The 13,323-nt window shown below is 56.8% G+C and carries 12 protein-coding genes; 4 read left to right on the forward strand and 8 right to left on the reverse strand.

All coding sequences use genetic code 11. The features are described 5' to 3' along the window. Nucleotides 1–27: 27 nt before the first annotated feature. Nucleotides 28–1,356, reverse strand: a complete 1,329-nt coding sequence (locus tag DMG62_17970; protein ID PYY21511.1) for a hypothetical protein — start codon at nucleotides 1,354–1,356, stop codon at nucleotides 28–30. A 301-nt stretch (nucleotides 1,357–1,657) separates the two neighbouring features. On the opposite strand from DMG62_17970, the gene DMG62_17975 reads away from it, so the two are divergent. Next, the gene (locus tag DMG62_17975; protein ID PYY21512.1) at nucleotides 1,658–2,389 is read left to right on the forward strand and encodes a short-chain dehydrogenase; all 732 of its coding nucleotides are present in this window, start codon (nucleotides 1,658–1,660) and stop codon (nucleotides 2,387–2,389) included. 195 nt (nucleotides 2,390–2,584) lie between these two features. Here DMG62_17975 and DMG62_17980 read toward each other — a convergent pair whose 3' ends face one another. Continuing rightward, nucleotides 2,585–2,872 (reverse strand): hypothetical protein, encoded by a 288-nt coding sequence (locus DMG62_17980; protein PYY21513.1) that lies wholly within the window; start codon nucleotides 2,870–2,872, stop codon nucleotides 2,585–2,587. Nucleotides 2,873–3,134: 262 nt separating this feature from the next. Between DMG62_17980 and DMG62_17985 the strand changes: the two genes are divergently transcribed. Together DMG62_17985 and DMG62_17990 are read left to right on the forward strand one after the other, a co-directional pair. Further along, nucleotides 3,135–3,506, forward strand: a complete 372-nt coding sequence (locus DMG62_17985) for a hypothetical protein (protein ID PYY21514.1) — start codon at nucleotides 3,135–3,137, stop codon at nucleotides 3,504–3,506. Beyond that, the gene (locus DMG62_17990; protein PYY21515.1) at nucleotides 3,487–3,828 is read left to right on the forward strand and encodes a hypothetical protein; all 342 of its coding nucleotides are present in this window, start codon (nucleotides 3,487–3,489) and stop codon (nucleotides 3,826–3,828) included. The genes DMG62_17985 and DMG62_17990 overlap by 20 nt, the downstream gene beginning before the upstream one ends. 165 nt (nucleotides 3,829–3,993) lie before the next feature. On the opposite strand, the gene DMG62_17995 is transcribed toward DMG62_17990, so the two are convergent. The 5 genes from DMG62_17995 to DMG62_18015 all read right to left on the reverse strand — a co-directional run bounded on the left by DMG62_17995 (nucleotide 3,994) and on the right by DMG62_18015 (nucleotide 10,440). After that, nucleotides 3,994–4,740, reverse strand: coding sequence for a hypothetical protein (locus DMG62_17995; protein ID PYY21516.1), 747 nt, complete (start codon nucleotides 4,738–4,740; stop codon nucleotides 3,994–3,996). Between the two features lie 691 nt (nucleotides 4,741–5,431). Next, entirely contained in the window at nucleotides 5,432–7,081 is a 1,650-nt protein-coding gene (locus DMG62_18000; GenBank protein ID PYY21517.1) for a peptidase M28, read from the reverse strand. An 805-nt stretch (nucleotides 7,082–7,886) separates the two neighbouring features. After that, entirely contained in the window at nucleotides 7,887–8,834 is a 948-nt protein-coding gene (locus DMG62_18005) for a hypothetical protein (GenBank protein PYY21518.1), read from the reverse strand. 185 nt (nucleotides 8,835–9,019) lie between these two features. Next, nucleotides 9,020–9,643 carry a hypothetical protein gene (locus DMG62_18010; protein ID PYY21519.1) on the reverse strand — a complete coding sequence of 208 codons (624 nt, stop codon included), beginning with the start codon at nucleotides 9,641–9,643 and terminating at the stop codon, nucleotides 9,020–9,022. Nucleotides 9,644–9,906: 263 nt separating this feature from the next. After that, entirely contained in the window at nucleotides 9,907–10,440 is a 534-nt protein-coding gene (locus tag DMG62_18015) for a hypothetical protein (GenBank protein ID PYY21520.1), read from the reverse strand. 21 nt (nucleotides 10,441–10,461) lie between these two features. On the opposite strand from DMG62_18015, the gene DMG62_18020 reads away from it, so the two are divergent. Continuing rightward, the gene (locus DMG62_18020; protein PYY21521.1) at nucleotides 10,462–10,647 is read left to right on the forward strand and encodes a hypothetical protein; all 186 of its coding nucleotides are present in this window, start codon (nucleotides 10,462–10,464) and stop codon (nucleotides 10,645–10,647) included. 139 nt (nucleotides 10,648–10,786) lie between these two features. Here DMG62_18020 and DMG62_18025 read toward each other — a convergent pair whose 3' ends face one another. Then, on the reverse strand, nucleotides 10,787–13,294 hold the full coding sequence (locus DMG62_18025) for an ABC transporter permease (GenBank protein PYY21522.1): 2,508 nt from the start codon (nucleotides 13,292–13,294) through the stop codon (nucleotides 10,787–10,789). Nucleotides 13,295–13,323 lie beyond the last annotated feature (29 nt).

Consider the following 13,323-nt stretch of genomic DNA (forward strand, 5'->3'; position numbering starts at 1 on the left):
TTGGTGAGGATTGAGCTTAGCTTGTGGTTACGGCTCGTAGGCGGCCATGGCGGCTGCCAGTTTGCCTTTGGATTTTCGGCGCAAGTCTGGCCAGAACTCGCGGACCACGTTCATGCCTACGCGTGACGCCAGACGACTCAGCGCTCGGCCCACCGTTCCATCCAGGCTCCGGTTGTAGTACGGGTGGTAGGCGTTGCGCACGGCCGAGGAGAGAAATGCTCCGGCGATTCCCGAGGTGTTGAAGGCGTTGCTACCCCGGTCGGTGCGCGTGATGAACACCCGGCTCATCGCGTATCCCGAGCGTCCGCGGATCGTGCCCGAACTGCTGCGAAAATATCGCGGGTCCTGCCGCATTAACGCCGGAACCAGAAAGTTCTCGATGAAGGCGCTGGACTGCGCGTCGGCGTAGGCGGCTGCGTAGCGCTGGCCCAGAGCCCTTGGCCTCTCCGCGAACCAGTGTCCTACATAAACCTTCTGCGCCGAGGCCGCGGTGACCGCGAGCGTCGAAGAGGAATAGCTGTTTTGAACGAACAAGTCGAACTTCTGAGCAGGCGAGAGTGCCTTCCACTCCGGCAAATCCTGTGAACGCGGCGCGAACGGCACAAAAGACTTCTCCTGTGCGCTTTCCTGCTGGCGATCCGGCAAGGCCGCGGAAGGAGCGTCGGGCAGGCGCTGCGCTCCGCCAGCAAGAAATACCAATGCCGGAGCAAGCACGTCGTTGCTGGATTGCGCTCTCGCGACGGGCGAGAGGCCGAGCAGCACGACGACGATTCCGTACAGGCACGGCTTTGCTTTGCTGGTTATCACTGATGTCCGATCGCCTAAGCTGCAGATTTCCGGAGCCCTTCTTGCGGATACTCCTCGGCAGAACTTGCAAGTGAGATGGTTGCCAGTGAGTTGCAGGTTGCGCTCCTGCAGCATCAAAGACCGGCCGAGGGCGTCCGGAACCAGGTTGGCCTGAACAGAGTGAACAACCCGCCGGGGCGGCCCGCAGGTGCACTGCTTTTCAGCCAGAACGGCGCCGGCCCCACCCTCAAACGTTCCCGCGGCTACATTGCCTTGGGTTTCTGTATGACCCGGAGCGATGGCGTTGACCCGGATCTTGCGCGGTGCAAGTTCGAGCGCCAATCCCTTTGTCAGCGTTTCGATGGCGCCTTTCGTGGAAGCGTACAGCAGGGCTCCCGCCACCGGATGCGAGCCGACGATAGAGCTGAGGTTGATGATGCTCCCGCCGCAAAGAACAGTGAATAACAGTGAATAAGCAGTGAATTGTGAAATTCGCATCCGTTGCTCGCGCCAGCGTCGGGTGATTGCGACGACCACTCTCTCACAGTGGCCTGAGTTCCAAAATGACATTTCTCGTTGACTCGCAATCTTGACTCGTGGTAGCACCGAACTAGCTTCGGTGCTGAGGGATGGCCGCTACGGAGATGACAATCCCGACCGCGTAACTCCCGCAACCACAGCCGTCTTCGCCCTGATCATGCACAACCACTTCCGCCGGCGACGCCTTCAACCGCGCAGGCACAGCGCATCCTCTTCTTGGGTTGAATAAGGAAAACAAAACCAGCACCGGCAACTTGCATCTCGTTTTATAGAACCCGGCTTAAGATGAACGCTGAAAGGACAAGACGCAAAGAAACACAAGACAAACCTTATGGATGAAAGACCCGATGGAAGATTTTTAAATAAGGTCGTGTTGGTTGCGGGCGGTACAGGAGCGCTCGGCCAGGCCGTCAGCCTGGCATTTCTGGCGGAACTGGCCAAGGTCGTGGTGACTTACCGTCAAGCGGAAGAGTTCGCCGCCCTCGAGAAGGCTGCCGCTGCTCATGCCTCACAACTTGAAGGTCATCAGGTTGATGTCACTGACGAAACGGCAGTGCGCCAATCGATCGATCAGGTATCCGCCCGGCACGGCCGCCTCGACGTGCTGGTCAACGCGGTCGGCGCCTATGCCGGCGGGACCGCGCTGTGGCAGACCGATGCAAAGGTATTTGACCAGATGCTGGCGCTCAATCTGCGCTCCGGCTATGTGTTATCGCGCATCGCAGTGCCGCTGATGCTGAAACAAGGGAGCGGAGTGCTCGTCAACATCGCCTCCCGCTCGGCACTCGATCATGCCGCCGGAGCAGCTGCATATGCCGCGTCCAAGGCCGCTGCTGTCGCCATGATTGACTCGTTGGCAGCCGATCTCAAAGGCAGCGGCGTGCGCGCAAATTCTGTCCTTCCGGGCATCATCGACACCGCCGCCAATCGCAAAGCGATGCCCGGCGCCGACTTCTCCAAATGGCCCAAGCCCGAAGAGATAGCCCGCGTCATCCTCTTCTTGTGCAGTGACGATGCAAAACTCATCAACGGAGCGTCGGTGCCGGTGTATGGGGATGCTTGAGGAGCAGGCCACCCGGCCATTGGAGACAGAACGTTTCTGCCCGGCATTCGCGGGCCACAGGACGCCAGGCTCGTCATTTACAACTGCAACATCAACTGCACCACCCGCTACCGCAGGTGGTTCTGTGTACGGCGCGCGATGAACAGATCGCACACGGTCGTAACAGCGGGCTTTCGATGCGCGTGGTTTGTTCCCTCACGCCCTCTTTGAAGCCGAAGTCGTAGCCCACACGTAGAGAAATTTTGCGTCAGCTGCGGTCGCGAGCGGCCGATTCAATTTGTGACTCGCACGGTTCAGCGCCGAGCGAACGTTTTCCTTGGTATCGCCCAGCTCAGTCAGAGCTATTTTGAGCGCCTCTCCGTCTTTCACGTCGCCGAGTTCGGCGAGAATCGCGGAGACGATCCCTTTGTGCTTCCCGTTGCGTCCGTGGGGCACATCGATCTGAGCCACAGTGGCAAAGCGCTGTTTTGTTTTCACAGCCATGGCAATCCTCCAAGAACCGCAAACGTAACGTTAACGTATCGATAAAATACCTATGATTAGAGTTATTCTGCAATACAAGTTTGCTCCGTATTGCTTTCGTGTCGTATGTTGGCGTATTGATCCTGCTCAGAAAAGGCATTCCCCCGGCTAAGGCTTCATCCGCGACGAACAAAACAGTCTCTCCGTGTGCATGGATGATGAACAAAAGATTCTCCCCGTATGGATGGACAAGGACTAGCTTGGCAAATAGAGGCTCCAGCCAATGCAGCAACGAAAAAGACTCTTCGAGCGGGTCCCATTGCATGAGGTCCCCAAAGTTGAAGGGCCCAATGAGCCGGAGAACGCCCGGCCGGCACGGCTAAGCATAGTGACTAACGTGCAGAAACGCCCGGCGCGTCCTAAGCGGAGTATCAAGACGGAAGGCGACGATCATCCGCTCGGGCTCTGGATCGACCACGACGTACTTCGGAGGCACCAAAACGGGACGCCAAAAATCATCCTTCACGATCCTCTGGCGAGCGCTAATAGCCGCTACCTGACGCTTGCGGATCTCGCGCTCGGAAACAATAAAGCCAGATTAAAGAAGAAAGCGGCTAGCGCAGAGAGGCCCGAAGATGAATCAGGTTACGAATAGGCGCAAGCGCGGAATATTGCAATCGTGGAAAGAAATCGCTTCCTATCTTGGTCTCGGGGTGCGCACCGTTCAGCGCTATGAGAGCCGATTCGCATTGCCCGTGCATCGACCCGCGGCAAGGTCGCGCAGTTCGGTTGCAGCATTTGCGGATGAGTTGGATGCATGGCTGAGGCAATCGCCCACGCTTCGCCAGCACCGGGCTCCGTACGGGAGCGTTTGTCCGTTGTGCTCCGGAACGGGAAGTCTGCCCGCATCGCAAAGCAACAGCGTGGAGCAAGTCGTCTCTCAAAGCCCGCAAAAGCTTCAGAAGCTAACGGCCTGATTCACCACGGAGGCGCCGAGAAACGCTGGTCAGCCTCTTCCTAGTCCACGTGAATCCGTAAAATCCGTATTCATCCGCGTGAGATTTTGGTTTGAGTTTTGCCGTTTACTCACCCGGCAATAACTCTTCAGTGTGGCCGCGGAGGGGACCGTTTACGGATGGGCCTTAAGCAACCTTGAGAACATTTTCAAAGCTGTCCCAGGACGCTGTCACTACTTCCAATTCCGGCTGCCGCTGTTTGGCCCAATCCCTAATTACTGCGCGGTCACTGTCCGACATTTTCCGGCCGAGGATGATTCGCGTCAAACAGCGTGGATCGATGATGACCTCGTGCGGATACTGACGAGGAACGAGAACGCGGACTTCCTCCTCATTGCTCCATTGCGTTCCTTTGGAGAAAAACCAATTTATGTTTATGTGCTCATCATTCGTGACATCCATTGCTGCAAATTCGCCATACGTCACGTTCATTGCGCACGCAAAGAAGGCTCCCTCGTTCGCAAACTCCAGACAATATCCGCGATGGTTATCAGCGTACTTTGCCCACAAGTTCATGTTGTCGTATCGTTTCGACAAGCAATAAACCTTCCATTGGTTCATTGTCTCGTCAAAGATGTCCTTGTACCTTCGCTGGAGCTTCTCGGCTCCGTGGAGTTGGATGTTGTAGTCAATGACATATGCTTCGGCAATCTGGGCGTCGAGAGACAAGCCTGGATTATTCCGAAGAACGCCGTGGCGCGGACCGAAGAGTTCAGAGAGGAATTGCGGTGGGGAAAGCAGAGTGAAACGCGGACTTCCATCTGCCGGATCGTTCAATTGGCCGACGTTCGGTACGTAAAGCTGATGTTTGAGGATAATGGCCTTGAGCCATTCAAGCCGGTCAGCATGCGCCGGAGGATTTGAGTGCTCCAAACTTACATATCTGTAGGAGTGCGATCCGCTTGCTCGCGTTGGCCTTTGAGGAATTGCGGATGATGTTGGTGATGCCATGGAGCAATTATGGCACCAGGTCATGTGCGGCGGACTTGTTGGTGTTTACTACCGAGGTACATGCACCACGCTGCACACAACATCAGTCTGCTAGAATTGTTGTGACCGGAACTCCGGCAGGAGGTCTTTCCGTGAAAAAATTCACGGGCTACCTAGTGCAAGAGTCCCGTCGTCAGTAGTGCAGCTAGCAGCGGGATTTTTACAGCTCTGGCAACGCAAGAGCACTTGCTAGCTTGCCGCAGGTGAGCTTTACTCTAGAGACTGCGCATCCTTGATTCGAGCGACAGTGATCCTGTTAATCGCGTCACCTTCAGAAAACCGCAGCGAGACTGATTCTCGCCCGAAGGGTTCTGGACCTGCTGACAACCGTTGCCGTAGGAGGAGGCAGTAATCGCCTCCGCCAGGCGTGCAAGATTTGGCGTGACAACTCGTCCGGCGTCAAAGGGCCGACTATGATCTAGTCGGCCTTCAGCTTCTTACGAGGTTTACCCTCTCCCAAACCACAGGAGGGTGGCCCGTACTTTCCCGTTTCGGTTCTTGTGTTCCACTTCTACCAGTCGGGTGAGCCTGTCCCCTTTTTGGTCTCACTCAGAATAGGAAACTGATAACTTGCTTACTTGTTTGCAAACAGTTTCCCAAAAGTATCGCCCGAATTCCAATGCGGACGATCCGCAGCCTCAGCGACCTCGTATCCCACAGCAAGGTTTATCTGCGTGCACTTTCGGGCGGCGTCGAAGTTGAGGGGCTGAGTCATGTCGTCCTGCGGCGTGTGATAGTGAGTACTCATCCAGTCGAGAAATATCTTCTTGCCGTCGAGCGTGGGATCGACGGTCTTGAATCCCTCCCCGATCATCACCGCCGGTACACCACGCTTCACGAACGAGTACTGATCGCTGCGAATGAAGAAGACCTGTTCCGGCATCGGATCGGGACTGACTTCAAGTCCCATATGCTGAGCGACATCCCGAATCTGACGATCGAGCGTTGAATGCTCGGCTCCGAGCGCGACAATATCGCGAAAGTCATAGAAGAGTGAGACCCCATCCATATTGATGTTGGCCGCGATCTGCTCAATTGGAACTGTCGGATGATGCGCGAAGTAATCCGAACCAAGCAGTCCCATTTCTTCCCCAGTGACAGCCACGAATAACAGCGAGCGCTTCGGCCTGGGACCGCTCTCTGCAAAGGCGCGCGCAATTTCCAGCAGCGCCGCGGTACCCGAGGCATTGTCTGCCGCTCCGTGATAGATCGTTTGTCCTTTAATAGGCTCGCCAATGCCCATGTGATCGGCATGCGCCGTAAACACCACGTACTCATTCTTGAACTGCGAATCGGAGCCGGGAAGGATGGCTGCCACATTCGGACTCTCTTTTTCTGAGAACCGTGCGACATCGTGCAGCGACGCGGTTCCACTGAGCGCGAAACTCATGGGCTTGTTTGCGTTCAGGCTGGCCATGGCTTCGTCGAGTGTATGGCCGGACCCGCGGAAGAGAGGCTCTGCAAATTGGCCATTCACCAGCGCTGTCGCCAGAATCTCCGGGACATAGTCGTTGGGATTGTCCTTTTCGTCGAGCCAGTACATGGAAGGCGAGTGATAGAAGTGGACCACCTGCTCCCAGGGCACTTGCTTTGCGATCTCGCCGGCCCAGATCGTGATTCTTCCAATCGCCCCGTGGGCCGCAGCGTTACGCGCCTTTCTTATGCCGTCGGAATAGACGGCGCGGTCGGAGGAAGGAAGACTGGACGGCGCTCCACGCACAGCAACAATGATCTTTCCTCTGGCATCGATTCCGGCATAGTCATCGTAATGCAGCTCCGGGACAGTCACGCCGTACCCGACCCAGACCATTGGAGCTTCTACTTTGGCATCTTCGTGTGTCGCATGGCCGGACATTAGATAGTCCTTCTCAAAGACGAGCTTCTCCTCGGCGTTATTGCGCTTGATCACCAGAGAATCGCGCTCGGGTGCGGGCTTAACTTCCCGAAAGCGGATTTTCTGGAAGTAAGAACCGGAATCGCCCGCGGGCTTGAGTCCCATTTGCTCGAAGTGGGCGCGAATGTAATTTGCAGCCAGGAGATAACCTCGAGTCCCGGTCCCACGGCCCTCTAAGAGATCGTCGGCGAGATACTCCATATGCGACCGGATGCCTTGAGCAGTAATGCGATCGAGCAGCTGCTGCGGAGGATAGCTTGAATCGGTCGGCTCAGACGCAAACAGCGCAATACCGATGAGGACGGTCAGGACGGAAAAAGCGTGTCGCAAATTCCACCTCCAGCCATGCAGGAAAAGTTGGCGGAAATCTTATCCACTTTTTTCGCTATGTCAATAGCTCCGTTCCGAAAGCGGGTTATAGAGGGTGCTGACGGGTGGCCCAGCCTTTTAAGCTCGGTGTCATTATGGAACTACCATGATTCGGGTGCCCCACTCTCGCGTGATTTTCGCGAGGGTGGGATTAGATGAATGTTGACCAGTCCCGGTTTTGGTTCTCTTCTTTGAATCGTTTCCGAATTCCGCTTATTCTGTGCCCATGAACTTTGCGTTTCTTGCCCTCGTGTGTTTCCCGAAGAAGACAAAGTCAAAAGCGGAGTTGCACACAACTGGCCGCGAGATCTCCCGACAGCCTCTGGTATTGAGGCCGTGGCCGGTGTTGCTGAACCACCTGCGGTAGCGGGTGGTGCCCTTGGGTCTTGGGTTGCTGTTGTCGCAGTTGATTGCTTAACGACAACGCCAACTGCGGCTAGCAACTCTAACACCAATTGCAACACCAATTGCAACACACCAACATCAACTGCACCACCCGCTACCGCAGCTGGTTCTGTACACTCGCGCGATGCGGGTGCCCCGCCGTTGTTTTGCTTTCCCTAAATGAAACATCATTTGGCTGCCCTACCCTCCGCGATTTTCGGAAGGTGGGCTGCGAAGCAACACAATAACCACAGCCGAATTAGATTCCCGAAAGAGCACATGGAAGAATCGCGAGAACAAGAAACCACCCCAAGGCTGATCACGTTCATGGCCAAGTCGTGATCCCATACTGGGCCTCGCCGTGACGCCGGAGGTTCCGTTTTTAGGCTGCGTCAGCGGTGCCGGGCCAGGATTTTTCCACGGCTTGGCGGTCCCAATTGGCGAGCTTGGCCGCGGCTTCGTAGGTGCTTTGGCAGAATTCTAGTAGCGCCCTGCTGGGCGACGGTGCGCGGCGTACGTCCTCGTACATCAAAAGGAATTCGCCGAGTTTCGGATTGTAGTGAGCCGCTGCCGGCTGCACCGTGTACTCGCGGAATCCTGAAGGCTCTGGAGCGGAGTAGGAATAGAACGCTGCGTCTTTCACCTCGCCGCTGCCGGGCCAAAAACCGACGCTGCTCACTTCGTGCGAATAAGCCTCGCGGGTGATGACATCGGCTCCCGGACGTTCCGGAGCGCGGCGTCCGGAAAAGCGCGTGACCGCAAGATCGAAGCTGCCCCAGAAGAAATGTACAGGACTGGTCTTTCCGATGAAGCGGGAGCGGAATTCGGTGAACACCCGGTCTACCGACGCAAGAATTCGCCAGAACCTGTGAGCGTATTCCGGCTGATAGGTGGCGTGTACGCGGTCCTGATCGAACGGGATCGGGTCGGGTATTTCCACCGGCATCTTCCAGATCTTCACCTCGATCTGGGCGTTAGCCAGAAGCTCCATGAACTCCCGGTAGAACTCCGCTACCGAACGCGAGACAAGCGGCAGACTCCTGACCGCGCCATCGCTGGTTAACAGCGCGAGTTTGTGATCGATGAAGTCGAATTGCAGCTCGAACGCGCGCTTATCGTAAGGAATGGAAGAAGTAGTGAAACCGCGGGCATTGACGTAGAGCGGCACGTTCCACCAATGGTTGATGAGCGGCGTGAGCTCCAGGCGCACCTTGCCGACGATCTGCGTCCACATGTGCAGCGTGGCGTAGGTCTCTTTCCACGCCTCGAGCGGCAGAGCGGGCCAGCATTCCGGCGAGTCGAGAAGACTGTTGTTAGATTCATCCGTCATCGCTTCTACCTCCGAGAGCTCACACCAGCAATCAACCTGAAACAGGAGGACGAGTTGCTACTCCGCTGACTGGTACGTGAAATCGTAGTCGGTCCAGGGTCTCAAACCGTGGCGGAATTTCGCAAGCGATGAGTCTTTCGCTTGGAGCGCTTATTACTCTGTCTGAAGGCCGCATTCGAATTCCCTTACGGTTGTTCCGCGGCGAATCGGACGACCGACGGGTACTCGTGTAGGACTTTCAAGCGGGGTGTGTTGCCATCGGTATCCATCGGCTTGAGAAAGGCAATGAGGTTACCGGTGTTTTTCTCGCGGAGAATGAAAGTGAACTCGCCGTCGCTCATGCGCGGCTGACTGGCCAAGTCGGGGAGTTTGATCTCGAAAGTTCCGTCCGCATCGGGCACGACCTTGCCGATATGAAATGTAGTAAGGGGGCCATCATAAATACCGAAAAATCCGTGCGACCAGTAGGCGACATATGCCGCTTCGACCTCCGCTGGGCGATCATTTACTATCGCCACGGGAAATATCTGTGCTTTGAAATCAAAAGATGAAAGCGCCTTACAGCCTAGCTGGCGCTCCGCGCTAGCGTGCTCAATTGCAAGCTCGAGAGTGATGATCTCGCAACCGGGAAGCCACGCGATTACTTTGAGATTCCGAGCCGGACGTGCTTCGACCGATGCATCGATCTCGTAAGCAGCCCGATTCTTTTCTGGTTTTACCCACATGCCGTAACCGCCGAATGGTCCTGTCATGTAGTAGTTGATCTGCATCGTCTCCGAACTGGTTCCTGCAGGCAGGATGAGCGACACTCTCGGGTGCTCGGGCGGTAGTGGTGTCTCCTGACCCACAAACGCCTGACCTAGTTCTATGAGCAATCCAAAGATAAGGACGAGTTGTCGCATGACCCTGCTGAAAAGTGTAGCTTCAAAAGCCTGAGAACAGACAAGAACGTTCTCTTGCTGCCGGAATCAGTGAAGAAGTTAGCGGTTGGCGGCACGATTGGCTGAGGAGCGCTCAGGCATGAACGCCCTCGCGGCATAAGCTAGTACACACCCCCAGGCAAAGGCGCGGATCAGTCAGAGCTATGAAGCTCCCGTCTTAAGTCCTGAAGCCGCCGAACCAGTGCGGGTAACTCGGCTAGAGAATCGATCACGAAGTCTGGGCTAACGGTCCCCAGAGTGTCTTCGGGGCTGCGGTACGCTTCGCTGGAAAGCCAAACAGTTTGAATTCCGCATTGCACTCCGCCGCATATGTCGGTGTTTAGTTGGTTGCCGACAAAGAGGACCTCGCCTTCGGAGATACCGCACTCCTGTAAAGCAAATTGAAAGAAGCCGGGGTGAGGCTTGCGATATCCGGCGTCGATGGAAGTAACCACCCAGGTGAAGAACTGACCTATGTCAGCTGCCGCCAACAATTTTCTGACTTCGGCCTCGTGGGCGGATTTGGTATTGGACCAGGCCGCCATCGGCAAACGGATTTGCGGCAGAACCTCCCTGACGCCGGGCATGAGTAGAACTGGCGGAACGAACGTGGAGGCGTCGATACTTTCGTCAATCAAGGTGTGGCCGACGTCGAATGCAACCAGCTTCAAAGGCGATTTATTCACGGAACATTCTGGCAAAACTAATTGCGCGGTTTCTCTCCGCTGGGTCTCTCAAAGCGCTGCCACAAAGGCAAAGTCTGTCGCAGGTTTTCGGTCGCAATCATTCCTTACGCAGCGCGATCATTGCATCTGCATGCAAGCAGCGCCAAAACCGGCGATGCCACTGCCAAGACGATGATTGGCCATACAACCACGATCACTCCGGCATAACTGACAACATCGGTGCTCTTCGGGTCAAAGAGCATGGTGCGCAACAGTCATCCTGCTGTTAGTGAAGCAGTATGCCGGCTATCACGCCGTGTGCCGCATCCCGGTGCGGCACCGGGTGGTACACCCTGAAGTTCGAGTCTTACTCGTAGCGCAACGCGACGATCGGGTTTACTCGCATGGCGCGGCGCGCGGGAATCAAGCAGGCGAAGAGCGCCACGGCGCAGAGCAGAATCGCTACGCTTGCAAAGGTTAGCGTATCGGTACTGTTCACACCCAGCAGCATGCCACGCAAGAAGCGCGTCAGCGCAAATGAGGCTGCCAGGCCCAGGATCACCCCCGCGAGCGTCAAGCGAAAGCCGTAGCCAAAGACCAAACGCAGAATATCCTCTTTGCTTGCCCCCAGCGCCACGCGAATGCCGAATTCGTGGGTGCGCTGCCGCGTGGTATAGGCGGTGACACCGTAAATTCCCACCGCCGCCAGGACCAACGCCAGCAGCCCGAATGCGCCCACGAATGTCCCTGCGATACGCTGCCCGATGCTGGCGATTTGCGCGCGCATTTCGAGAGTGGTCACTTCGAACATCACCAATTCGGGATTCAAGTCATGGATGGATTTCTCGACTGTCTTGCCGAAGGCCAGCGGATCACCTGTGACCCGCGCGGTGACGATCACGTTGGCCCGATAAAGCTGATACAGCGGCAGATACAGGAATGGCGTCGGCTTTTCGTTTAATCCGTTCACTTTGCTGTCGCGCGCCACGCCGACGACGGTGAACCACTCGTGCGTGTAGTCTGAGTTGAATTGCTTGCCGATCGCTTCCTGATTCGGCCAGTAGCGCTCCGCAAAAGTTTGGTTGACGATGGCCACGCGCTGCGATTTCTCCGCGTCCTGCAGCGTGAAGTCGCGGCCTTTCAGCAGCGGAATCTGCAATGTTTGCAAATAATTCGGCGTGACAACGGCCGCCTGCGTTTCCATGGATTCGTTCGGCCGCAGTACGTAGCCCTCCGGCTTCACGCTCGTCGAGCCGCCGCCGCCAAATCCCAGCGGCACACGGCTCGAGAGAGCTATCGATTCAATGCCCGGCTGCGCTGCCAGCTTCGCGACGAGCTGGCGATCGAAAGCAGCTCCCCTCTCCTGCGAATATCCCGCCGTAAATAGATCGTAGGAAGCGATCAGCACGTTATGCGGGTTAAATCCGGGATCAATAGTCTGCGCACTCCTGAAGCTGCGGATGAACAGACCGGCGCAGACCAGTAGAAGTAGTGAGAGGGAAATTTGCGCCACCACCAGCCCGCTCGCGAGCCGCGCCTTCCGCAGTCCTCCAGATGCGCTCCCTGTATCCTCTTTCAACACCCCAGCCGGTGCTTCACTCGAAGACCGCAGGGCAGGCAAGATGCCGAAAATCACGCCCGTGAGTACTGAGATCACCATGGTGGCAAGCAACACGGCGCGGTCTGCCCGGACGCTGAGCGCGATCGGGAAATCGGTCGTCGGCAGGAATTTCATGAATGTTCCGGCGGTCCAGAATGTCATCAGAAACGCGACCGTCCCGCCCGCCAGTGCCAGCACCAGACTTTCCACGAGCAGTTGCCGCACCAGTCGCCAGCGGCTTGCACCCAGCGACATGCGAACCGCAATCTCGCGGCGCCGCGCCACTGAGCGCACCAGCATCAGATTGGCTACGTTCGCACAAGCCAGCAGAAGCACCAGTCCCGCGATTGTCATCAGCATCGGAAGCAGCTTCGAGAGAAATTGATTGGCGCCAAACGGGCTGCGCCACAGCGGATACACTGTGACAGCGTCGTGTCCCCGGTGCTCTTCCGGATAATTTCTTACCTCCTGCTGCAGCCGCAGCGTCATCTCCTCCTGTGCCTGCTGGGCCATGACACCAGGCTTCAAGCGCGCGAAGACGAACAGCCAGAAGTAGTGGTGATCGTGAAGCAAGTCGCCCTGCGGCGACAATTGCGGAGACATCATGATCGGAATCCAGATTTCCGAGCGCAGCCCCGTCTGGCTCCCCTGAAACACCGCCGGTGTTACGCCCACGATCGTGTACGGGTGCTGATTGAGTTCAATCGTCTGGCCCACTATCTCCGGATTGCCGGCGAAATGCGTTTGCCACAGCCGATAGCTGATCACCGCGACCGGCGCGCCTCCCGGCGTGCGGTCTTCGGCCGGCAGAAATCCGCGCCCCAGGATGGGCTTCACGCCCAGCACATCGAAGTAATTGGCTGATGCCAACACACTCCAAACGCGCTCCGGCTTGCCTTTGCCCGTCAGGCTTATTGGAATCACATTGCACGAGGTAATGCCGGCAAAACTCTGCTGTCCGTCGCGCATGGCCTCGACATCAGGATAGGTGAACGGAAAGGGGTTCTCGCCGCTCCGGCTGAGCGACAGTGAGACCACCTCATGCGGCGTCGCCAGCCCGGGAATGGGATTCAGCAATGTCGAGTTGATCCAACTGAAGATCGTGGTATTCGCGCCGATGCCCAGGGCAAGCGTCAGAATGGCGATCACCGCATATCCCGGCGATTTGGCGATCATCCGCAGGCTGTACCGCACGTCTTGCCACAAGGTAGTCATCCCGTACCTCTTAAGTCTGTGAGAGCCTGGTCTGGTAGAACAAGAGATTTGTAAGAACATTAGAGCATCTTCGCGGCCATCCGAAACGC

Source organism: Acidobacteriota bacterium (assembly GCA_003225175.1).
GTDB lineage: Bacteria > Acidobacteriota > Terriglobia > Terriglobales > Acidobacteriaceae > Gp1-AA112.

Coding starts and splice junctions, on each gene's coding strand:
- DMG62_17980 (PYY21513.1), bottom strand. CDS start 2,872: ATGGCTGTGAAAACAAAACAGCGCTTTGCCACTGTGGCTCAGATCGAT.
- DMG62_17985 (PYY21514.1), top strand. CDS start 3,135: ATGCAGCAACGAAAAAGACTCTTCGAGCGGGTCCCATTGCATGAGGTC.
- DMG62_18025 (PYY21522.1), bottom strand. CDS start 13,294: ATGTTCTTACAAATCTCTTGTTCTACCAGACCAGGCTCTCACAGACTT.
- DMG62_17970 (PYY21511.1), bottom strand. CDS start 1,356: ATGTCATTTTGGAACTCAGGCCACTGTGAGAGAGTGGTCGTCGCAATC.
- DMG62_17990 (PYY21515.1), top strand. CDS start 3,487: ATGAATCAGGTTACGAATAGGCGCAAGCGCGGAATATTGCAATCGTGG.
- DMG62_18005 (PYY21518.1), bottom strand. CDS start 8,834: ATGACGGATGAATCTAACAACAGTCTTCTCGACTCGCCGGAATGCTGG.
- DMG62_17975 (PYY21512.1), top strand. CDS start 1,658: ATGGATGAAAGACCCGATGGAAGATTTTTAAATAAGGTCGTGTTGGTT.